18 protein-coding genes are annotated in these 20,504 nt (G+C 72.5%); 10 read left to right on the top strand and 8 right to left on the bottom strand.

The window, feature by feature from the left end; all coding sequences use genetic code 11:
- Both D458_RS0126460 and D458_RS38020 read left to right on the top strand, forming a co-directional pair.
- Entirely contained in the window at window positions 1-3,726 is a 3,726-nt protein-coding gene (locus tag D458_RS0126460) for a DUF5682 family protein (protein WP_239648071.1), read from the top strand.
- Window positions 3,723-5,654, top strand: coding sequence for a hypothetical protein (locus D458_RS38020; RefSeq protein ID WP_017589730.1), 1,932 nt, complete (start codon window positions 3,723-3,725; stop codon window positions 5,652-5,654). The genes D458_RS0126460 and D458_RS38020 overlap by 4 nt, the downstream gene beginning before the upstream one ends.
- A 39-nt stretch (window positions 5,655-5,693) precedes the next feature.
- Here the strand turns inward: D458_RS38020 and D458_RS0126450 are convergent, their stop codons facing one another.
- Window positions 5,694-6,113, bottom strand: coding sequence for a hypothetical protein (locus D458_RS0126450; protein ID WP_017589729.1), 420 nt, complete (start codon window positions 6,111-6,113; stop codon window positions 5,694-5,696).
- 149 nt (window positions 6,114-6,262) lie between these two features.
- Here D458_RS0126450 and D458_RS0126445 point away from each other — a divergent pair, with 149 nt between their 5' ends.
- Window positions 6,263-7,576 (top strand): PrsW family intramembrane metalloprotease, encoded by a 1,314-nt coding sequence (locus D458_RS0126445; protein ID WP_017589728.1) that lies wholly within the window; start codon window positions 6,263-6,265, stop codon window positions 7,574-7,576.
- On the opposite strand, the gene D458_RS0126440 is transcribed toward D458_RS0126445, so the two are convergent.
- The 4 genes from D458_RS0126440 to D458_RS0126425 form a co-directional block, all read right to left on the bottom strand.
- Window positions 7,533-8,633 (bottom strand): COX15/CtaA family protein, encoded by a 1,101-nt coding sequence (locus D458_RS0126440; protein WP_017589727.1) that lies wholly within the window; start codon window positions 8,631-8,633, stop codon window positions 7,533-7,535. The two genes, D458_RS0126445 and D458_RS0126440, sit on opposite strands and share 44 nt — an antisense overlap.
- 156 nt (window positions 8,634-8,789) lie before the next feature.
- Entirely contained in the window at window positions 8,790-8,975 is a 186-nt protein-coding gene (locus D458_RS0126435) for a hypothetical protein (RefSeq protein WP_017589726.1), read from the bottom strand.
- Window positions 8,976-9,262: 287 nt separating this feature from the next.
- Window positions 9,263-10,186: an EamA family transporter gene (locus tag D458_RS0126430; RefSeq protein WP_017589725.1), complete on the bottom strand. Its 924-nt coding sequence runs from the start codon at window positions 10,184-10,186 to the stop codon at window positions 9,263-9,265.
- Between the two features lie 6 nt (window positions 10,187-10,192).
- A complete protein-coding gene (locus D458_RS0126425) occupies window positions 10,193-10,570 on the bottom strand; it encodes a hypothetical protein (protein WP_017589724.1) in 378 nt (125 codons plus the stop codon).
- Between the two features lie 168 nt (window positions 10,571-10,738).
- On the opposite strand from D458_RS0126425, the gene D458_RS0126420 reads away from it, so the two are divergent.
- Together D458_RS0126420 and D458_RS0126415 are read left to right on the top strand one after the other, a co-directional pair.
- The gene (locus D458_RS0126420; RefSeq protein WP_026119700.1) at window positions 10,739-11,443 is read left to right on the top strand and encodes an RICIN domain-containing protein; all 705 of its coding nucleotides are present in this window, start codon (window positions 10,739-10,741) and stop codon (window positions 11,441-11,443) included.
- Between the two features lie 207 nt (window positions 11,444-11,650).
- Window positions 11,651-13,000: an MFS transporter gene (locus tag D458_RS0126415; protein WP_017589722.1), complete on the top strand. Its 1,350-nt coding sequence runs from the start codon at window positions 11,651-11,653 to the stop codon at window positions 12,998-13,000.
- Here D458_RS0126415 and D458_RS0126410 read toward each other — a convergent pair.
- The 3 genes from D458_RS0126410 to D458_RS0126400 form a co-directional block, all read right to left on the bottom strand.
- On the bottom strand, window positions 12,942-13,745 hold the full coding sequence (locus D458_RS0126410; protein WP_017589721.1) for an inositol monophosphatase family protein: 804 nt from the start codon (window positions 13,743-13,745) through the stop codon (window positions 12,942-12,944). The two genes, D458_RS0126415 and D458_RS0126410, sit on opposite strands and share 59 nt — an antisense overlap.
- Before the next feature lie 66 nt (window positions 13,746-13,811).
- A complete protein-coding gene (locus D458_RS0126405) occupies window positions 13,812-14,648 on the bottom strand; it encodes an ABC transporter permease (RefSeq protein ID WP_017589720.1) in 837 nt (278 codons plus the stop codon).
- Entirely contained in the window at window positions 14,645-15,586 is a 942-nt protein-coding gene (locus D458_RS0126400; RefSeq protein ID WP_017589719.1) for an ABC transporter ATP-binding protein, read from the bottom strand. The genes D458_RS0126405 and D458_RS0126400 overlap by 4 nt, the downstream gene beginning before the upstream one ends.
- 457 nt (window positions 15,587-16,043) lie before the next feature.
- On the opposite strand from D458_RS0126400, the gene D458_RS0126395 reads away from it, so the two are divergent.
- Genes D458_RS0126395 through sufC form a run of 5 tightly spaced genes read left to right on the top strand, consistent with a single transcriptional unit; the run spans window position 16,044 to window position 20,503 of the window.
- Entirely contained in the window at window positions 16,044-16,811 is a 768-nt protein-coding gene (locus D458_RS0126395; RefSeq protein WP_017589718.1) for a helix-turn-helix transcriptional regulator, read from the top strand.
- A gap of 19 nt (window positions 16,812-16,830) precedes the next feature.
- On the top strand, window positions 16,831-18,243 hold the full coding sequence (gene sufB / locus D458_RS0126390; RefSeq protein WP_017589717.1) for a Fe-S cluster assembly protein SufB: 1,413 nt from the start codon (window positions 16,831-16,833) through the stop codon (window positions 18,241-18,243).
- Between the two features lies 1 nt (window position 18,244).
- Window positions 18,245-19,405, top strand: coding sequence for a Fe-S cluster assembly protein SufD (sufD, locus tag D458_RS0126385; RefSeq protein WP_017589716.1), 1,161 nt, complete (start codon window positions 18,245-18,247; stop codon window positions 19,403-19,405).
- On the top strand, window positions 19,398-19,733 hold the full coding sequence (locus D458_RS0126380) for a non-heme iron oxygenase ferredoxin subunit (RefSeq protein ID WP_017589715.1): 336 nt from the start codon (window positions 19,398-19,400) through the stop codon (window positions 19,731-19,733). The genes sufD and D458_RS0126380 overlap by 8 nt, the downstream gene beginning before the upstream one ends.
- Window positions 19,734-19,741: 8 nt before the next feature.
- Window positions 19,742-20,503: a Fe-S cluster assembly ATPase SufC gene (gene sufC, locus D458_RS0126375; protein ID WP_017589714.1), complete on the top strand. Its 762-nt coding sequence runs from the start codon at window positions 19,742-19,744 to the stop codon at window positions 20,501-20,503.
- Window position 20,504 lies beyond the last annotated feature (1 nt).

Raw genomic sequence — 20,504 nt, 5'->3', positions numbered from 1 at the left:
GTGACAGCCGAAACCGCAGCGCTCCCTCCCGGGGAGGGGCTCGCCCCCGCCTCCGCGGTCGAGGAACTGGCCGCCTGCGCCCGTCCCCACCTGATCGGGGTCCGCCACCACTCACCGGTGCTGGCCGCCGCGATGCCCTCCCTCCTGGCGGCGGCGGACCCGGACGCCGTGCTGGTGGAACTCCCCGCCGAGGCCGCTCCGTGGCTGGAGTGGCTCGGCCACGCGGACACGGTCGCTCCCGTCGCCCTGGTCCTGGGCACCGACAGCGAACACTCCTTCTACCCCTTCGCCGACTTCTCCCCCGAGCTGGCCGCCCTGCGCTGGGCGCGCACCCACGGCGTTCCCGTCCAGGCCATCGACCTCCCCGTCGCCCAGCGGGCCCGGCCGACCGCCCCGCACCCGGATCCCTCGCCGTCCGACGCCTCAGCGAGCGCCCCGGGCCTGCACGGCGCCCTGCTGCGCGCCGCCGACGTCCCCGACGGCGAGGAGCTGTGGGACCGCCTCGTCGAGGCCCGCTCCTACGGCGCCGAACCCGAACAGGTCCGCCGCGCGGCCCTCGCCCTGGGCTGGGCGCACCGCGCCGCCGGACCACCGAGTCCGAGCGACCTCGCCCGGGAGGCCTGGATGCGCGCTCAGCTCGAGCGGACCGGCGCACGCCGCCCCGTCGCCGTCATCGGCTCCTTCCACGCCGCGGCGCTCCTGCCCGGCCACACACCCCCTGCCGACACCCCCGTTCCCACCTCCCTCCCGACCGACGCCACCGGCCCGGACCCGGTCACCGCGCTGATCCCGTACACCTTCGCCCTGCTCGACTCCCGCTCCGGCTACCCGGCGGGGATCCGCGACCCCGAGTGGCAGCAGGACGTCTACGAGGCCGGGGCCGACCCGGAACGGGTGGAACGCGCCTGCGTCCGCCGCCTGGCCGCCGTGGGTGCGCACCTGCGCTCCCACGGACACGTCAGCGGCCTGCCCGACACCGCGGCCGCCCACCGGATGGCCCGCGACCTGGCCGCCCTGCGGGACCTGCCCGCGCCCGGCCGGCGGGAGCTGGTCGAGGGGCTCTCCAGCGCCATGGCCCAGGGAGAGCCGTTGGGCCGGGGCAGGGCCCTGGCCCGCGCCGCCCAGCACGTCCTGGTCGGGTCCCGGCGCGGCCGACCGGCCCCGCAGGCCCCGGTCAGCGGTCTGACCGCGCACGTCGCCGACCTCCGCGAACAGCTCTCCCTCCCCGGCCCCGGCTCGGGCCGCACGGACCTGCGCCTGGATCCGCACCGGACCCGGACCGATCGCGACCGCCACGTCGCCCTGCACCGCATGGGCGCGGCGGGCATCGTCTACGCCGAACCGGTCGAGGGCGGCCCCACCACCGACGGAGAGACCCTGGGCCGCCGGTGGGAGGCGCACTGGTCCTCCGGCACCGACGCCACTCTGGAGCTGGCCTCCTGCTACGGCGCCACCCTGGAGCAGGCCGCCCGGGGCAGGCTCGCCGCCCGGGTCCGCGAGGCCGACTCCGACGGCGGCGACCTCGCCCCCGGCCCGGCCGGGCAGCTGCTCACCCTGGCCGCGGAGTGCGCTCTGCCCGACCTGGTGGCGGAACTGGGCCGCCGCGTGGCCGAGGAGGTCCTGCCCCGGACCGGTCTGGCCGAGGCCGTCGCCCTGCACGACCGGCTCCAACGGATCGTCGCCGGACGCGTCCCGGGGATGCCCCACGCCCCCGAGTCCCTGGCCCGGCTGCGCGTGCGTCTGGCCGAGGCCGCCGTCGCCTCCGTGCCCGGCACGGCGGGCAGTACGGACCCGGCCGACGCCGCCGCCCTGCTGCGTGTGGTGCGTCTCGTGCAGGACCAGGCCGCACTCCCCGGCGCGGTGGGCTCCTCCCGGCTCCTGTGGCACCTGGGCGGACTCGCGGACCGGGGCGGCCCGCTCGCCCAGGGCGCCGCGGCCGCCGCGCTCACCCTGCTCGGGCACCTGCCGCCCGCCCGCCTGGCCGCCCGCCTGGCCGGCTGGGCCGACGACGCCTCCGACGGAACCGCGCTCGCCCGCCGCCTGACCGGTGCCCTGGTCGTGGCGGGACCGGTGCTGGAGGCCGACCCCGAGGTCCTGGACACCCTCACCGAACGCGTGGAGTCCTGGACCGACACCGGGTTCCTGCACCGCCTGCCCGCTCTGCGCGAGGGCTTCGACTCGCTGTCCACCGCCGCCCGCGCCCGCTTCCTCGAATCGGTCGTCGACCGGTTCGGCGACCTGGACACCGAGCTGGCGGTCAGCCCCGCCCTGGCCGCCGCTCTGGCGGCGGCCGACACCCGCGCCCGTGCCGCCGTGGAGAGCCTCCTGCCCCACGCCCTCCAACAGACCAAGATCCCCACCACCACGTTCACCGACACCTCCGCGGACCTGCCCGCCTCGACCGACACCGGCACCGGAACCCCCACCCTCCCAGGGCTCCCGCCTTCTCCAGTCTCCCCGGACCGACCCCCGGCCGAGCGGTTGTCCACAGGCCCGATTCCAGAAGAATCCGCAGCGGAACCCACCTCTCCCGCCCCCTCAGCCTCCAGCACCACAGCAGCCTCCTCCAGCACTCCGAAGTCAGCCGTGCCCGCCTCCGGAGCGGAGCTCCCCGCCACCGCTTCGGGCATCGGAGCGGCGGACCGCTGGCGGCTGGTTCTGGGCAGCCCGCCCCGAGAGGACGACCGCACCGCACGCCGGGCGGCCACCGCCCTGGACCAGCTCTACGGACACGGGCACGGCGAGGGCTCCCACCGGCCCGGCGGGGCCGCGCGAGGCGGCAGCGAACGCCCCGAACCCGCCGTTCGCGACTGGCCTGAGGAACTCCAGGCCCTGTTCGGCGCCACCGTTCGGGAGGAGGTCCTGGGCCGGGCCGCCGAACGCGGCCGCACCGACGTACTGGACCACCTCGACCCCGAACGGGTGACGGCCTCCGTCGACCTGCTCGAACACGTGCTCTCCCTGGCCGGCGCACTCCCCGAGGCCCGCCTGGCCAAGCTCCGCCCGATCGTCGCGCGGCTCACCGAGCAGCTCGTGGCCCAGCTGGCCCGGCGTCTGCGCCCGGCGCTGAACGGCCTGTCCGTTCCCCGTCCCACCCGCAGGCGTGGCGGACGGCTGGACCTCGGGCGGACCGTCCGCGCCAACCTGCGCACCGTGCGCCCCGGGCCGGAGGGCCCCCTCCTCGTCCCGGAGACCCCCGTGTTCAGGACACGGGCCCGACGCAGCGCCGACTGGCACGTGCACATCGTGGTGGACGTGTCGGGTTCGATGGAGCGCTCCACCATCCACGCCGCGCTCGTCGCGGCCGTCCTGCACGGCCTGCCCGCGCTGAGCGTGTCCCTGACCGCCTTCTCCACCGAGGTCGTCGACCTCACCGACCGGGTCCACGACCCCCTTTCCCTGCTTCTGGAGGTCTCCGTGGGCGGAGGAACCGACATCGGTGCCGGGCTGGCCCACACCCGCGACCGCGTCCGGGTGCCCAGCCGTACCATCGTCGCCCTCATCACCGACTTCGAGGAGGGCGGCAGTCTCTCCCGGACACTCGGGGAGGTCCGCGCCCTCGCCGCCAGCGGCGCCCACCTGCTCGGTCTGGCCGCCCTGGACAGCACCGGAGCCGCGGTGTGCAACCAGGCCATCGCCGCCAGGTTCGTCGACGCGGGCATGCCGGTCGCCTCGCTGAGCCCGGAGGAACTGGCCTCGTGGATCGGGGAGAAGGTGCGAGGATGACCGACCAGCGCCCCCGCGTCGCCCCCGACCTGCTCGCCGAGCTCCTGGACGCCGCGCCCTCACGGGTCCGCCGCAAGCTCGACGCCGCGCCCCGCACCGCCGACGACTGGGAATGGACCGCCACCGCCGAGGGCTGGACCGTGCTCGCGGGCACCGAGACCGTCACCCTGGCCGCGCCCGAGCTCACCGAACCCGGACAGGTGGCGTGCACCTGCCTGCTCGGCCCCCGCTGCCTGCACCTGCTGGCGGCGGTGAGTCTGCTGGACCCCCTCGGCGCCGATCCCGGTCCCGCGCTCACGGAACCGGGCACCTCCGGTGCCCCGGCCCCCACCGACCCTCCATCCGACTCACCCGCGACCCCGCAGGACCCAGGCCCGACCACTCCAGGCGTCCCTGCGAACCCAGGCGCCACAACGCCCCCGCCCGCCTCAGCGAACCCCGGGACCTCGCCGAAACCCTCCGCCGTGCGCCCCGACCCCCTCAGCGCACCCGTGGAGATCGACGACGCCGCCCGCACCGCCGCCCGTGCCGCCTGGTCGGCGGGGGCCCGCGTGCTCGCCTCCGGGGTCCGGGCGGGGGCCGCCCACCGCTCCGACCTCCTCCGGGCCTCGGCCCTGGCCCGTACCGCCCGTCTGCCCCGCCTCGCAGCGGCCTGCGCCACCGTGGCAGCCGGTCCCCGCGACCACGACACCCACCACTTCGCCCTCGGCGAGTACACCGCGGCACTGACCGCTCTGCTGGACGTCTCCCGGCGGTTGGGCGGCGGACCCGACGGGGCCCGGCCCGCCCCGACCCTCGCCGACGTCGGGGTCGGCCGCCGCTCCTACACCGAGATCGGCTCCCTGCGCCTGTACGGCCTGGGCACCGAACGGGTCGTCACCGCCTCCGGGCACGCAGGGGTCGTCACCCACCTGGTGTCCTTCGACGGGGACGGCGGTCCGTCGTTCTGGAGCGTCGGCGACGTCGTTCCGGGTGAGGGCGCCCGTGCGGACCAGGCCTATGCCGCCCGGGTGAACTTCGGCGGAACCTCCCGGTCCCACCACGAGCTGGGCCGATCCGGTCTGATCGCCCAGCGGGTCCGGGCCAGCGCGGACGGCAGGCTCGGCAGCGGCGCGGCCACCACGGCCGCCGGTACCGACAGCACACCCTGGGACGCCGGCCCTGTGGCCTCCCTCTGGAACCGACCGGTCGGGGAGCAGATCTCCTCGGCACTGGCCGCGCAGACCGCCCCTGCCCGGCGCACCGGCTCCGACCTGGTCTTCGTCGAGCTCACGGTCATCGGCCCCGCTGTCGGCACCGAAGGGGTCGCGGTCGCCGAGACGAGCACCGGCCGGGTCCTGCGCCTGGCCGCGGGAGGCGCCCAGGACACACACCGCGCCCACAACCTCGCCCTGCTGGCCCGCAGCGAGGGGACCCGCGTGCGCACGGTCGCCCGTCTGCTCCCCGAACGTCCGGGAACCCTCGTACCGCTCACTGTCGAGCTCCGCGGCGGTCCGGCGCTGCCCGAACCCCTGAAGGGCCGGGCGAACCTGTCCCTGGACACCCTGCCCTCACCGGGGGCGGTCCGTTCCCAGGAGACCGGCCGCCACCAGGCGGGCGACGCCGTGGCACGGAGCGGGAAGCGGCCCGGTCCCGACACCGGGCTGAACGGTCTCGAGCGGGCCCTGGCACGGGTGGCCGAAGCCGGCCGGGAGGCGGTCCCCTCGGCCGGGACCCTGGCCGGCCGGCTGCGCAGCCACCACCTGCCCACCGGCGCGGAACTCCTGGCCGGGGTGGGCGCGGCGGGACGGGAGCGCGTGCGCACCGCGACCGGTGAGTCGGTGCCGCCCCCGCCCGACGCCCTGGCCGCCGCCTGGCTGGCCGCCGTCACCTACGCGGCCTCCGTCCGGGCCCACCTCAACGCCCTGGCCTGGGAGGATCCCTTCTGACCGGGGCCCGCCCGGGCCGGCCCCGGCAAGCGGCCCCGGCTAGGGCCGGCGGCGCCAGACCAGGGCCGCCGACCACACGACCAGCGCCACCAGCAGCATCGCCAGGGGCACGTGCGCCTGGAGCGGGCCGTAGGTGCCCAGGGCGGCCTGGGGGAAGCCGACCGCGAAAGCCAGCAGGCTCACCACCGCCACCAGCCGGTCGTGCCGGGGGCCGCCACGCGAACCGGCCCTCGGCAGGAACCGGACGAGGAGTGCGGCGACCAGCTGCAGTCCGGTGGTCACGTGCACGGCGAAGGCTCCGCCGTAGTGCAGCGGCAGAGCGTCCGTGTTGAACGTGATCAGCTGCCCCGCCGTGACGAACTCCCACAGGAGCGCGGCCAGGCTCAGCCCCACCGCGACGCGCAGCGCCAGGATCCAGGGTGAGTCTCCGGTGCTCTCGGCGGTCGTGTTCGGGTCCATGATGTGGCCTTCCTCCGTGTCGTGCTGCGGGTCCGATTCTGTCGTACCCGGGCCGTTCGGGGCGCGGAGACAGCGGCGGCCCCGCGCGTCGTCCGGGCGACCCCGCCCCGTCTCCCCGGACACCGGCTGACCCGCTACGATCTGTGCTCATGCCCCGACTCGACAGCAAGGCGATCCTCCAGGGACGCCGCTCCCGTTACTCCATGACCCTCATCCTGGGCACCACCGTCAGTGTGGTGTGCATGGTCGGGATGCTCGGGTACCTGTGGTTGTTGGCGATGGCCGGGGGAGCCGCGGCGGGGATCGACGGAGCGACGGGGTTCTTCGTCAGCGTGGTCACCGCGATCATCCCGGTCACCATCCTCGTACCGCTCATCCTCATGCTCGACCGGCTCGAACCGGAACCGGGCTGGGTGCTGTTCTTCGCCTTCATGTGGGGAGCCGGTGTGGCCGTCGTCGCGTCGTTCCTGCTCAACAGCTGGGGTCTGACCTACCTGACCACACCGGTGTTCGGTGAGGGCGTGGCCGAGTTCCTCAGCACGTCGCTGGTGGCACCCGTCGTGGAGGAGAGCGCCAAGGGCGTGGTCCTGCTCATCCTGCTGTGGCGGCGCCGCAACGAGATCGACACCTTCACGGACGGCGTGGTCTACGCGGGGATGGTGGCGACGGGGTTCGCCTTCACCGAGAACGTCCTCTACTTCCTCAGCGCCTTCTTCGACGGCACCCTCGTCGCGACCTTCGCCATCCGCGGCCTCATCGCCCCGTTCGGGCACCCGATCTACACCGCGATGATCGGTATCGGCGTGGCCTACGCCGCCATGCGCGCCGGAGCGTTCCGTTTCCTGGCGCCGTTCGCCGGGTGGGTGACGGCGGTCCTCCTGCACGGCATGTGGAACGGGTCGACCTACTTCGGCTGGACCGGCCTGGGGATCGCCTACCTGGTGCTGTTCGTGGTACTGCTCGGCATCCTCGTGATCGCCGCCCGCGACCGCCGCAGCCAGGTCGCCGCCATCGACTGCTACCTGCCGCCCTACGTGTCCACGGGCCTGGTCACCCCGACCGACATCACCATGCTCAGCTCGATGACGGCCAGGCGCCAGGCCCGTGAGTGGGCCTCACGCAACGCGGGCACGAAGGGCCGCGCGGCGATGAAGGACTACCAGCTGGCCGCCACCGAGCTCGCGCTCCTGCACCAGAAGCTCGCCTCGGGCCTGTACCGCGAGGACTGGAAGGTCCGCCGGGACTCGTTCCTGGCGCTGATGCACGTGGCCCGCGACACCTTCCTCGGGCGCCTGCCCCAGCCGGTCACGCCCGGCTGGGCGGAGAAGCCCACCGACTCGGGTTTCATGCGCCGAGCCGACTTCGCCCACGTCATCGCCCAGGCACAGGCCCAGCAGACGCAGGCCCAGCCGCCGCGGGCTACACGGAACTACGTTCCCCGGCACGGTCAGCCGCCGCACTGAGCTCCGCCTCCGGCGGCACCAGCCGTGTGGTGGCGAAGTACAGGCGGGAGATCGCGATCCAGGTGAGCGCGGAGCCGAGCACGTGCAGCACGACGAGGGCCTCGGGCAGCTCCAGCGCGTACTGCGTGTAGCCCAGCACGCCCTGGAGGGCCACGATCACCAGCAGGGCCGCACTGCTCGTGCGCGCGATGCGGGAGGCGCCGCCGCGGAAGGCGATCGCGGTGGCGGCCACACTGCCCAGCAGGACGAGCCAGCCCAGCGCCGAGTGCACCCGGGTGATCGCCGGCAGGTCCAGGTCCCAGCGCGGGGCCGCGGCGTCACCGCCGTGCGGGCCGGTGCCGGTGACCACGGTCCCGGCGATCAGCAGCAGGAAGCCGACCACGACCAGGCCGACGCTCACCGCGTGCAGCATGGGTCCCACGCAGACCTGGGGTTTGCCCTCGGGCTCCTGGAGGCGCACGTACAGCGCCACGGTGATGAAGACCATCACCATGGACAGCAGGAAGTGGGTGGCGACCGAGGCGGGGTGCAGGTCGGTCCAGACGGTGATACCGCCGACCACGCCCTGCCCCAGGACGCCGAACGGGATGATCACGGCCAGCCGGAACAGGTCACGGCGGCGCGGGGTCGAGCGCAGCACGGCGACGAGGGTGATCACGGCGACCGCCAGGACCAGGAAGGTCAGGGTGCGGTTGCCGAACTCGATGGCGGCGTTGAGCGCGGCGTGCCCGGTGTCGATGGGCACGAAGCTGTCCGGGGTGCACTTGGGCCACTCGGAGCATCCCAGGCCCGAGGAGGTGACCCGGACGGTCGCCCCGGTGACGGCGATCCCGGCGTTGACGGCGATGTTGCCCAGCGCCCAGGCGCGCAGCGACTTCTGGGTGGGGTTCCAGATGCTACGGGCCAGCAGGACCAGTGCCAGGACGCCCAGGGCGGCCAGGGCGATCTGCCAGCCCCAGAGGGGGACGCCGAGGAGGACGATCTCCTCGAATTCGTCCGCCGCGAGCGGGGTGATCGTGTTGATGGCCGTCGTCGCGGAGGCCGGGGATGCAAACATACGACAAAGCGTAGTACACGCTTCGCCGTGCCCCGACGTGCCCCCGCCACAGGCCGCGACCTGCGATGACGGTTCCACCCCGGAACGCGCGAGGGGGTCCCGGAGCTCGCTCCGGAACCCCCTCGGCCGGATCGTCCGGCCGGGTCGCCCGTCCTATCAGCCGCTGTTCTGCGCGATGCACTGGTTGAGCAGGTTCAGGTTGAGGTTCAGCAGGCCGAGCGACTGCTGCTCCTGGACACACTGGTGGTAGACGTCCGGGCCCGCGGAAGCCGCCCCGGCGCCCAACCCGAGCAGGCTGGCGGAGAAGAACAGGGTCAGGGCGAGCTTGGCAGCGATACGCATGGATGTTCCCTTCGAGTGTGAGTGCTCAGGAACGGGTCGGCCGTCCCAGAGGCAACGATTGCCGAACCCGGGTGAGGAAAAACGCCACCGGGGCCAGGTTTGCCCGATCCATGGCGGTGTGCTGCCACGCTGATGGCCGAGGAAGCCGGGCCGTGGCCTCCAGTTGTCCCGACTCGTCTCCGTGTTGGCTCGACCGGGGCTGCGGCCGACCGTCGCCCGGCCCGCTTTCGCCCGGCCCGTCCGAGCCCGGCGCGGACACGGGTGCGTCGCTCCCGCTCGGCCCGCCGTTACTCCGCCCGCTCCCGCTCCTCGCGCTTGGCCGAGCTCCTGGTCGCTCCGGCGCTCGCCGCGATCACACAGGCCACCGCCAGCCACTGCCAGACGGTCAGCAGTTCGCCCAGCAGCACCAGGCCCACCAGGGCGGCGGCCGCGGGCTGCAGGCTCATCAGCACCCCGAACACCCTCGGCGGCATCCGGCGCAGCGCGTTCAGCTCCAATGTGTAGGGCACCACGGAGGAGAGCACGCCCACGGCCAGGCCGAACAGCAGCAGCCGCCAGTCCAGCAGGGCCGCGCCTCCCTCGGCGATCCCGGCGGGGGCCATCACCACCACCCCCACCACACTGGCGATGGCCAGCCCGGAGGCGCCGCTGAACCGCTGTCCCGTGGCGGCGCTCAGCAGGATGTACCCCGCCCAGGCGGTGGCGGCCAGCACCGCGAACAGCACGCCCAGGGGGTCGAGCTCACCGAACTCGACGCCCAGGGCGGCCACACCGAGCCCGGCCAGCCCCGCCCACAGCAGGTCCACGCGGCGGCGCGAGCCGAGGATCGCGATCGCCAGCGGCCCCAGGTACTCGATGGTCACCGCGATGCCCAGCGGGATACGCGCGAAGGCCTGGTAGATGAAGTAGTTCATCGAGGCCAGGGCCACGCCGTAGCCGATCACGACCATCCAGTCGGTGCGGCTGCGGGCCTTCACCGCGGGCCGGACCAACAGGAGCAGGAGCCCCGCGGAGGTGAGCAGGCGCAGCCACACCACGGCCGCGGGGGGCAGGGCGTCGAACAGGTTCTTGGCCACGCCCGCACCGGTCTGCACGGAGACGATGCTGACCATCACCAGCCAGACCGGGGGCAGCGACCCCAGCGCGGCGCTCGGGGAGAGCCGGGGCGAGCGGGGCGGGGGTGGGGTCGTCGAACCGGTCCGGGAACTCATGATCAGTCATCCTACGTTTTGTGGAGCCCGCTCCGCCTCCTCGGTCTCCTGGTCTCCCCGGGCACCGGGACCGCCGGTCCCGACCCGGGGCTGAGCCACCAGCGCCAGCAGGAGCAGCAGCCAGGCCACGGCCGCCACACCCGGTTGCAGCAACGTCATCACGAGGCCGACCACCGTCAGCTCGGCCTGCCCGGTGAGGATCTGGACCCCGATCCACAGGAAGGGCAGCGCGGCCGCGAACAGGTTCACCGCGAGGGCCACCCAGGCCAGCCCGGGTCTGGCGGGCCGACGCCACAGCAGGAGCGCGCCGCCCGCCACGAACAGGAACAGGGGCGGGCCCAGGTGGCGGACGACGATGAACCAGGGCACTCCGATGGCTTCCATGGGCGCACACCCTACCGAGAGCCCTCCGGAGGCTCCCGCCGTGGCCCCGAGAGGAGTCACGCCAGAAGTACGAAGGCCCCCGAACGTGCGTGAAGCGTGGCAAGTGGTGTGAAATGGTTCGAGCCCGTAGTGACACGAACCGCCCCGTCCCCGCAGGAGAGCCCCCGCATGTCCTCCCGACGCAGAGCCCCGCGAGCCGCCTCATCGGAGTCGTTCGTGCCACGGTGGCCGATCCTCGCAGGAGCGCTGGCCCTGGTCCTGATGGTGGGGCTCGGCGGTTACGTCGCGGGGGTGTTCGTCGCCGAGGCGGAGTCGGAGCCCGGGGAGATGTCCGTGGTCTCGGGCATCCTCGTCCAGCCCCCGGGCGCCCCAGAGGAGGAGGCGGAGCCCGAGGAGGAGGAGCAGGAGGAAGAGGTGACCCACCCCGCGGGACTCGAACCCGAGGCGGTTTACGCCCTCCAGAACGTGCACGGCGACCGGGTCGTCGACGTCGCGGACGGCTCCGACCAGAACGGCGCCCACGTCCACCTGTGGGACCGCCACGACCAGGCGCACCAGCAGTGGCGCTTCGTCCACCTGGAGGACGACTTCTACGAGATCGTCGGCGTGGGCAGCGGGAAGCTGCTGGAGATCCCCGCCGACGAGGCGGCCCAGCCCGGTTCGGCGCTCCTCACCCGGACCGGCGCCCACAACCAGCACTGGCGGGTGGTCGAGGCCGGGGACGGTGTGGTCCGCCTGCTCAACCGGGCCACCGGCCAGGCCCTGGAGGGGCAGGGAGGCAGCCCCGACAACGGCACCCTGGTCGCCCAGGGCGAGGACGGCGGCCACGCCCACCAGCAGTGGCGTCTGCTCCCGGTCGACGCCCAGGGCTGAGGGAGGCACAGGAGGCGGCATCAGGAGCAGGCCCTTGGAAGGCCGGTTCCCTTTTGCTAGCCTTTCCCGCATGTTCTCCCATGTCGCGTGAGCCGGCGCACCGACCGCGGCCGGGCCCCGTGAGGCTCCGGGCCCCGCGGTCCTTCGGCGTCCACGCACATCGGCGGCGCTGACCGTACGCGCCGCCCTCCTTGACGGAGAACACCCATGCCTTCGCCCGATCGGGCGCCGACCTACCGTGACGTCCTGTGCGTCACGGGGGTCCCCCGTTTCCTCGTTCCCGCGATGCTGGGCCGCCTGTCCTACGGGATGGTCTCGCTCGCCCTGGTCCTGGCCGTCGTCCACACCACCGGCTCCTACGCCCGTGTCGGGCTGGTGATGGGCCTGTTCGGCCTCACCGTCGCCGTCCTGTCGCCGCTGCGGGCCTCGCTCATCGACCGCCACGGCGTACTGAGGGCCCTGCTCCCGATGGCTCTCCTCCACGCGTCGTCCCTGCTGGGGCTGGCCGCCGCATCCTGGAGCTCCGGGGCGCACCTCGGGGCCCTGGCCGCCCTGGCCTCGGCTGCCGGGGCCTGCGCGCCCCCGGTCGGCCCGGTCACCCGCAGCGTGTGGAGCCACCTCATCACCGACCGCGGGCTCCTCCAACGGGCCTACAGTCTGGACACCGTCACCGAGGAGCTCATCTTCTTCTCCGGGCCGCTGTTCCTGGGCGCCCTGATGTGGGTGTGGCCGCCCTCGGCCGGGTTGGCGCTCGGTGCGTTCCTGGTCGTGTCCGGGACCGCGGGCCTGGCGACCTCGGCCGCCGCCCGCTCCATGGACGCCGAGCGGATCGGGACCCGAACCGGGACCCGTGCCGAACCCGCTCCGCTGCCAGCCGGCACCCGGTCCCCGAACCCGGGGGCGGGGCGGACGCCGCGCCCGAACCTGAGCGTGCCCGGGGGCTTCCTGTCCGCGGTCGCGATCTCCGCCGCCGCCGGGCTGGCCCTGGGCTCGGCCGTGCTGCTGAACGTCGCCTTCGCCGAACAACAGGGTGCGGTCGAGGCCGTGGTCCTGGTGGAGTCCGCCCAGACCGGGGGCAGCGCACTCGGCGGCCTGGCCTACGGCGCCGTCGCCTGGCGGGCCGGTGTCCGCACCAGGCTGGCCCTGCTCGGGCTGGCGCTGGGCGGCGGTGTGGCCGCGGCCGCCCTGGTCCCCGCGGTCCCGGCGCTGGCAGCGCTGCTGTTCGTGGTGGGGGTGTTCGGCGCGCCCCTGATCACCACCGCCTACCTGCTCGCCGACGAGTCGGTGGCACCCGGCTACCGGACCCGGGCCGGGAACTGGGTGAACACCGCCTACAACGCGGGTTCGACGGTGGGTGGCGCGGTCGTGGGACTGCTGCTCACCGTGGTCTCACCGGGCACGGGGTATCCGCTGGTCGGCGCGGTGCTGGTCCTGGCGGGCGCCGTCGTGCTCCTGACAGCTGTGCGCTCTGCCGAACCCGGACCGACGGGGGCAGAGCTCAGGACGGCAGGAGAATCGACCGCACGGTCCGCCATGTCGCCTCGTCCGCGGCGCTGAGCAGCCCCACCCGGTCGTCGTCGGGCCGGTAGGGGTCGCCTTCCGGCCGGAGGGCGACCCCGCCCGCCTCACTGAGCAGCAGGCTGCCGGGGGCGTGGTCCCAGGGCAGTGTGCGGTTGAACAGCGCGAAGTCCGTCTCGCCCTCGGCCAGCCTGGGGTAGTCCACCCCCGCGCAGTGGGCCCCCGGTCCCACCTCGGCGAACTCGGGGGTCACCGCGGCCACGTGCGCTCGCTGGGCGGGGGACAGGAACCGGGAGAGCACCGCCCCGCGCAGCCGGGCCGGCTCGGAGGGCGCGGGTCGCCGGTGGAGTCGGACCCCGTTGCGCCAGGCGCCCGAACCCAGCTCGGCGGTGTAGACGCTGCCCTCGGCGGGCCGGAGGATCCAGGAGGCCACGGTGCGCCCCTCGCGGACCAGGGCCGCCATGACCGCGAACTCCCGGTCGCCCCGGGCGAAGTTGCGGGTGCCGTCCACGGGGTCGACCAGCCAGGCGGCGGGCTCGTTCCGCAGCGCCCCGAGCAGGTCGGGGTCGGCGGAGGCGGCCTCCTCGCCCACGACGGGGACGTCGAGGAGTTTCCGCAGTCGGGGGCCGATGAACTCCTCGGCCTCGTGGTCGGCCACGGTGACGATCTCGCCGGGCGACTTCTCCGACACCTCGTCCTCGGACAGCGCTCGGAAACGGGGCATGACCGCGGTGTCGGCGGCCTCGCGGAGGACCTTGGTCACGGCGTCGATGTCGATCGTCATGTCCGACACCCTAGAACGGACACCCTGTGTAGCCGAGGCCAGCCCGAGCGCGGTCCGGGACGGCTGTCACTCCCAGCGGAACAGGCGCGAGGCCAGGAACCCGGCGACCGCGGTCCACACCGCCAGCACCACGAAGACGCCCGCACCGGGGAGGGTCCCCCCGGCGAGCACGTCGCGCAGGCCGGAGCTGAGCGCGGTGATCGGCAGGACCGAAACGGCCTGCTCCATCGGGCCGGGGAAACTGCTGGTGGGGAACAGGACCCCGCCCAGGCCGAGCATGAGCACGTACACCAGGTTGGCCCCGGCCAGGGTCGCCTCGGCCCGCAGGGTGCCCGCCATCAGCAGCGCCAGCGAACTGAACGCCGCGGTGGCCAGCAGCACGAGCCCGAGCACGGCGAGCACGCCGACCGGTCCCGGCGACGGGGACCAGCCCAGGAGCAGCGCCACCGCGCACAGCACGGTGATCTGGATGGCCTGCACCGCCAGCACGGCCAGGGTCTTGGCGGCCAGCAGACCGAACCGGGACAGCGGGGTCGCGCCCAGGCGCTTGAGCACCCCGTAGCGGCGCTCGAACCCGGTGCCGATGGCCAGCCCGGTGAAGGAGGTGGACATGACCGCGAGGGCCAGCACTCCAGGCGTCAGCGCGTCCACGCGCGCGCCCTCGCCCACGTCCAGGACGTTGACCAGGCTGAACCCCACCAGCAGCAGTACGGGGATCACCATGGTCAGCAGGAACTGCTCGCCGTGGCGCAGCATGACCCGCAGTTCCATCCGGGCCTGGGCGGCGATCATGCGCCACATCGGCGCGGCGCCGGGCGCCGGGACGAAGAGGGTCGCGTCGAGGGCGGCTGTCGGGGCGTCGGTGGCGGCCGGAGCGGCCGTGCCTGAGGTGTGCTCGGTCATGAGTGGCGCAGTTCCCGGCCTGTGGTTTCGAGGAAGACGTCTTCGAGGGTACGCCGCCGCATGCGCAGGTCCTCGGCCAGCACACCGGAGGAGGCGCACCAGGCGGTGACCGTGGCCAGGAACTCCGGGCCGAGGGCGTCGGGTTCGGCGGTGGCCACGGCGCACTCGTGGCGGCCGCCCACGGTGGTCGCGGTGACCCGGCTGCCCGTGGGCAGGGCCGCCTCCAGCGCCCGGGTGTCCACGGGGGCGTCGGTGGAGAAGCGGAGCTCGCGCCGCCCCTGGGTGAGTTCGGCGGGGCTGCCCTCGGTGACCACCGCGCCGCGGTCGATGATGACCACGTGGTCGGCGAGGCGTTCGGCCTCCTCCATGTAGTGCGTGGTCAGGATCACCGCCACGCCCGCCTCGCGCAGGGCCGAGACCAGGTCCCAGGCGGCCATGCGCGCCTGGGGGTCCAGGCCGGCGGTCGGCTCGTCCAGGAAGACCAGTTCTGGGCGGCCCACCACGGCACAGGCCAGGGACAGTCGCTGCTGCTGGCCGCCGGACAGGCGGCGGAAGGGGGTCTGCGAGGCGGCGGTCAGGCCCAGGCGTTCCAGGAGCACGCCGGGGTCGATCGGGCTGGCGTGGAAGGAGGCCATCAACCGGAGCCACTCGGCCGTCCGGGCCCCGGTGGGCACCCCGCCCGACTGCGGCATCACACCCACGCGGGGTTTGAGCGCGGTGGCGTCGGAGACCGGGTCGAGCCCGAGGACCCGGACCCTTCCGCCGTCCGCGTGGCGGAAGCCCTCGCAGATCTCGATCGTGCTGGTCTTGCCCGCGCCGTTGGGGCCGAGCAGGGCGGTCACCGCGCCGCGGCGGGCGGTGAACGTGAGGCCTGTGACGGCCGTGGTGGCGCCGTAGCGCTTGACCAGGTCGACGACCTCGACGGCGGGTGTGTCCATGGGGCCTGAGTTTACGTGCGCCGCGGCGCCGTGTTTCACCACCCCGCCTTCTGGCGGACAGCCGTGTTCGTGTGTAGGCCGAACGTCCTTATTCGGGCGTCCGGAACACGGAGGCGTTTTTTGCTCCGGTGGTGGAAGAATGGCGCGAGGTGTCTGGTTGTGCCCTGCGGGCGCCCGGGTTCTCCCGGGCCCCTTTTCGCCGCGCCCGGCCGGGTGTCGCCCTCACCTGCGAGGGTGGCCGAATGGTGATACTTCGGTCTCGATGGGTGAGAAGTCGAAAAAGGGCCGGGGTGTCCGGGGGCGGTCCTGGCGGGTGACGCCGAGGTGAACTCCCAGGTTAGGCAAGCCTGGCCTTCGTGATGAAGCGCATGAATCCGGGTTTGCCTAGGTGGACTTATTTACGCCACACTGATGTTGTCTAAACCAGGAACCGATCCACGACCGGGAGGGGAGCACCGTGCCTGACGTGTCGAGCGCACCCCGCCCCCTGAGCGGCCCCGACCACGGGACCCGCGCCCGCGTCGCCCGGCTCATCCTGGAGAAGGGTCCGATCACCGCCTCCTCCCTGGGGGAACGGCTCGGGCTCACCCCGGCGGCCATCCGCCGCCACCTCGACAACCTGACCAGCGAGGGCATGGTCGAAGCCCGTGACGCACGGCCCACGCACGGCCGCCGCCGCAGGGGCCGCCCCGCCCGCGTCTTCGCCATCACCGAAGCCGGGCGCGACGCCTTCGTCCACGCCTACGACGACCTCGCCTCCAACGCCCTGCGCTTCCTGGCGCAGACCGCCGGTCCCGAGGCCGTCGGCGACTTCGCCCAGAGTCAGGTCGCCGACCTGGAGCGGCGTTACAAGCCCCTGCTGGACGCGGTTCCGCAGGAACAGCGAGTCCGGCTGCTGGCCGAGGCGCTCTCCAACGACGGCTACGCCGCCACCGCGGGCCAGGCACCCGCACCAGGAGGCGGCGACCAGTTGTGCCAGCACCACTGCCCTGTCGCGCACGTGGCCGCCGAGTTCCCGCAACTCTGTGAGGCCGAGGTCGAGGCCTTCTCGCGGCTGCTGGGCACCCCGGTGCGCAGGTTGGCCACCATCGCCCACGGCGACGGTGTGTGCACCACGCACGTCACCCCACGGGGAGACGGGGCGAGCGGGGAGGACGGCACCCCCGCGTCCAAGAAGGCCATCCGCCAGCGGGCGGGCGGCTCAGTTCACCAAAAGGACGTCTGAGTCCAGGAGGAGTCCGCGCATGACTTCTGTCGCGCACCCCGAGCTCGAAGGGCTCGGAACATACGAGTACGGCTGGGCCGATTCCGACGCCGCTGGGGCCACGGCCCGCCGCGGTATCAACGAAGAGGTTGTCCAGGACATCTCGGACAAGAAGAGCGAGCCGGAGTGGATGACCAAGCTCCGTCTCAAGTCGCTCAAGCTCTTCAACAAGAAGCCCATGCCCAACTGGGGCGCGGACCTGTCCAAGATCGACTTCGACAACATCAAGTACTTCGTGCGGTCCACGGAGAAGCAGGCCACCTCCTGGGAGGACCTGCCCGAGGACATCAAGAACACGTACGACCGCCTGGGCATCCCCGAGGCGGAGAAGCAGCGCCTGGTCTCCGGTGTCGCCGCCCAGTACGAGTCCGAGGTCGTGTACCACCAGATCCGCGAGGACCTGGAGGAGCAGGGCGTCATCTTCATGGACACCGACACCGCCCTGAAGGAGCACCCGGAGATCTTCCAGGAGTACTTCGGCTCCGTCATCCCGGCAGGTGACAACAAGTTCTCCGCGCTGAACACCGCTGTGTGGAGCGGCGGGTCGTTCATCTACGTGCCCAAGAACGTGCACGTGGAGATCCCGCTCCAGGCCTACTTCCGGATCAACACCGAGAACATGGGCCAGTTCGAGCGGACGCTGATCATCGTCGACGAGGGCGCCTACGTCCACTATGTCGAGGGCTGCACCGCGCCGATCTACAAGTCGGACTCGCTGCACTCCGCGGTCGTCGAGATCATCGTCAAGAAGAACGCCCGCTGCCGTTACACGACCATCCAGAACTGGTCGAACAACGTCTTCAACCTGGTCACCAAGCGCGCCATCGCCGAAGAGGGCGCGACCATGGAGTGGGTCGACGGCAACATCGGCTCCCAGGTCACCATGAAGTACCCGGCCGTCTACCTGATGGGCGAGCACGCCAAGGGCGAGACCCTGTCCATCGCCTTCGCGGGCGAGGGCCAGCACCAGGACACCGGCGCGAAGATGGTGCACTGCGCACCCAACACCTCCTCGAAGGTCGTCTCCAAGTCGGTGGCCCGCGGCGGTGGCCGTTCCTCCTACCGGGGCCTGATCCAGGTCCAGGAGGGCGCGCACTTCGCCAAGTCCTCGGTCGAGTGTGACGCGCTGCTGATCGACACGATCAGCCGGTCCGACACCTACCCCTACAACGACCTGCGCGAGGACGACACCGAACTCGCGCACGAGGCCACGGTCTCCAAGGTCAGCGAGGACCAGCTCTTCTACCTGATGAGCCGGGGGATGCAGGAGGAAGAGGCCATGGCCATGGTCGTGCGCGGGTTCGTCGAGCCCATTGCGCGCGAGCTGCCCATGGAGTACGCACTGGAGCTCAACCGCCTGATCGAGCTCCAGATGGAAGGATCGGTGGGATAAGTTGACGACCGCGAACACTGAGCCCAAGGCGCACAGCCACGGGCTGGGGCAGATCCCCGTCTCCAAGCTCGACACGCACGGTTCCCAGGACGTGGACGCGTTCCCCGTCCCGAACGGGCGTGAGGAGGAGTGGCGCTTCACCCCGGTGCGTCGCCTCAAGGGGCTGCACGACTGGAAGGGTGTCGCCGACGGCACCGACGAGATCGCCGTGGACGCCCCCGAGGGCGTCACCGTCGAGACCGTCGGCCGCGACGACGAGCGCCTGGGCAAGGCGGGCCTTCCCGTCAACCGCGTGATCGCCCAGGCCTACACCTCCTTCGAGAAGGCCACGGTCGTCACCGTTCCGCAGTCGCTGGCCGCCGACAAGCCGATCACGATCGACCGCAAGGGGCTCGGCGGCACCGCCTTCGAGCAGCTGGTCATCGACGTCAAGCCGCTCGCCGAGGCCACGGTGATCATCACCAACACCGGCACCGGTGTGCGCGCGGGCAGCCTCGACGTGCACGTCGGCGACGGCGCCCGGCTCACCCTGGTCAGCCTCCAGGAGTGGGACCACGACGCCGTCGAGGTCAGCCAGCACAACGCCCGGGTGGGCAAGGACGCCAGCTTCCGCTCGGTCGTCATCACCCTGGGCGGGGACCTGGTCCGGCTCTCGCCGCGCGTGTCCTACGAGGGCCGCGGCGGCAACGCCGAGCTGTACGGCCTCTACTTCGCCGGTGAGGGTCAGCACCACGAGCACCGCTCGCTGATCGACCACAACGTGTCCAACACCCGCTCCCGGGTGGACTACAAGGGCGCGCTGAACGGCAAGGACGCCCACGCTGTCTGGATCGGTGACGTGATCATCGGCGAGGGCACCACCGGTACCGACTCCTACGAGAACAACCGGAACCTCCAGCTCTCCGACGACACCCGGGTGGACTCGGTCCCGAACCTGGAGATCTTCACCGGTGAGGTCGCGGGGGCGGGGCACGCCAGCGCCAGCGGGCGGCTCGACGACATCCACCTCTTCTACCTGCGCTCGCGCGGGATCCCGGAGGACGAGGCCCGTCGCCTGATCATCCGCGGCTACTTCCTGGACATCGTCAACCGCATCGACGACCAGGACCTGCGCGACCACGTCATGGAGAAGGTCGAGCGAAAGCTTGCCGCACATGAGTGAGACGCGTGCCTGGACCAAGGTCGCCGAACTCGGGGAGATCCCCGAGGAGGGGGCCCTGGGGATCGAGACCGACGACGAGACCCCCATCGTGCTGGTGCGCAACGAGGGCGAGATCTTCGCCCTGCGTGACGTGTGCTCGCACGCTGAGGTCCGTCTCTCCGAAGGGGAGGTCGAGGACGGCACCATCGAGTGCTGGCTCCACGGCTCCTGCTTCGACCTGCGCTCGGGGGCGTCGATCAACCCGCCCGCGACCCAGCCGGTCCCCACCTATGACGTGAAGATCGACGGCGACGACGTGCTCGTGTCGCTGGATGAGAAGAATTCCTGAGGCCTGAAATGACGAAGTTCGAAATCCGCGGTCTGCGCGCCGACGTCCTCATCAACGAGGACGAGCGGCAGGAGATCCTCAAGGGCGTTGACATCACCATCAACTCCGGTGAGACCCACGCCATCATGGGCCCCAACGGCTCCGGCAAGTCCACCCTCGCCTACGCGATCGCGGGCCACCCGCGCTACGAGATCACCGAGGGCGAGGTCCTCCTCGACGGTGAGAACATCCTCGACATGGAGGTGGACGAGCGCGCCCGCGCCGGCGTCTTCCTCGCCATGCAGTACCCGGTCGAGGTTCCCGGCGTCTCCATGTCCAACTTCCTCCGCAGCTCCGTCACCGCGGTCCGCGGGGAGGCGCCCAAGCTCCGCCAGTTCTCCAAGGAGCTCCAGGGCGCGATGAAGGACCTGTCCATCGACTCGGCCTTCGCCGCCCGCGGCGTCAACGAGGGTTTCTCCGGCGGTGAGAAGAAGCGCCACGAGATCCTCCAGCTCGAGCTGCTCAAGCCGAAGGTCGCGATCCTGGACGAGACCGACTCCGGCCTGGACGTCGACGCGCTCAAGGTCGTCTCCGAGGGCATCAACCGCGCCCAGGCCAACAGCGACCTCGGCGTCATGCTCATCACGCACTACACCCGGATCCTCAACTACGTGAAGCCGGACTTCGTGCACGTCTTCTCCGACGGTCGCATCGCCGAGTCCGGTGGCCCCGAGCTGGCCGACGCCCTCGAGGCCGGCGGCTACGAGCGGTTCGTGAAGGCGGGCGCGTAAC

Source organism: Nocardiopsis ganjiahuensis DSM 45031 (genome assembly GCF_000341085.1).
In the GTDB taxonomy this organism is placed as follows: domain Bacteria; phylum Actinomycetota; class Actinomycetes; order Streptosporangiales; family Streptosporangiaceae; genus Nocardiopsis; species Nocardiopsis ganjiahuensis.
Note: the sequence above shows the minus strand (reverse complement) of the source record. Positions and strands in the feature narration are given on the sequence as shown.

What these genes read in the sequence shown, in the direction of transcription:
- D458_RS38020 (WP_017589730.1), top strand. Translation starts at nt 3,723, where the DNA reads ATGACCGACCAGCGCCCCCGCGTCGCCCCCGACCTGCTCGCCGAGCTC.
- D458_RS0126405 (WP_017589720.1), bottom strand. Translation starts at nt 14,648, where the DNA reads ATGACCGAGCACACCTCAGGCACGGCCGCTCCGGCCGCCACCGACGCC.
- D458_RS0126445 (WP_017589728.1), top strand. Translation starts at nt 6,263, where the DNA reads ATGCCCCGACTCGACAGCAAGGCGATCCTCCAGGGACGCCGCTCCCGT.
- D458_RS0126450 (WP_017589729.1), bottom strand. Translation starts at nt 6,113, where the DNA reads ATGGACCCGAACACGACCGCCGAGAGCACCGGAGACTCACCCTGGATC.
- sufB (WP_017589717.1), top strand. Translation starts at nt 16,831, where the DNA reads ATGACTTCTGTCGCGCACCCCGAGCTCGAAGGGCTCGGAACATACGAG.
- D458_RS0126380 (WP_017589715.1), top strand. Translation starts at nt 19,398, where the DNA reads ATGAGTGAGACGCGTGCCTGGACCAAGGTCGCCGAACTCGGGGAGATC.
- D458_RS0126425 (WP_017589724.1), bottom strand. Translation starts at nt 10,570, where the DNA reads ATGGAAGCCATCGGAGTGCCCTGGTTCATCGTCGTCCGCCACCTGGGC.
- sufC (WP_017589714.1), top strand. Translation starts at nt 19,742, where the DNA reads ATGACGAAGTTCGAAATCCGCGGTCTGCGCGCCGACGTCCTCATCAAC.
- D458_RS0126440 (WP_017589727.1), bottom strand. Translation starts at nt 8,633, where the DNA reads ATGTTTGCATCCCCGGCCTCCGCGACGACGGCCATCAACACGATCACC.
- D458_RS0126410 (WP_017589721.1), bottom strand. Translation starts at nt 13,745, where the DNA reads ATGACGATCGACATCGACGCCGTGACCAAGGTCCTCCGCGAGGCCGCC.
- D458_RS0126430 (WP_017589725.1), bottom strand. Translation starts at nt 10,186, where the DNA reads ATGAGTTCCCGGACCGGTTCGACGACCCCACCCCCGCCCCGCTCGCCC.
- D458_RS0126400 (WP_017589719.1), bottom strand. Translation starts at nt 15,586, where the DNA reads ATGGACACACCCGCCGTCGAGGTCGTCGACCTGGTCAAGCGCTACGGC.
- D458_RS0126415 (WP_017589722.1), top strand. Translation starts at nt 11,651, where the DNA reads ATGCCTTCGCCCGATCGGGCGCCGACCTACCGTGACGTCCTGTGCGTC.
- D458_RS0126435 (WP_017589726.1), bottom strand. Translation starts at nt 8,975, where the DNA reads ATGCGTATCGCTGCCAAGCTCGCCCTGACCCTGTTCTTCTCCGCCAGC.
- D458_RS0126420 (WP_026119700.1), top strand. Translation starts at nt 10,739, where the DNA reads ATGTCCTCCCGACGCAGAGCCCCGCGAGCCGCCTCATCGGAGTCGTTC.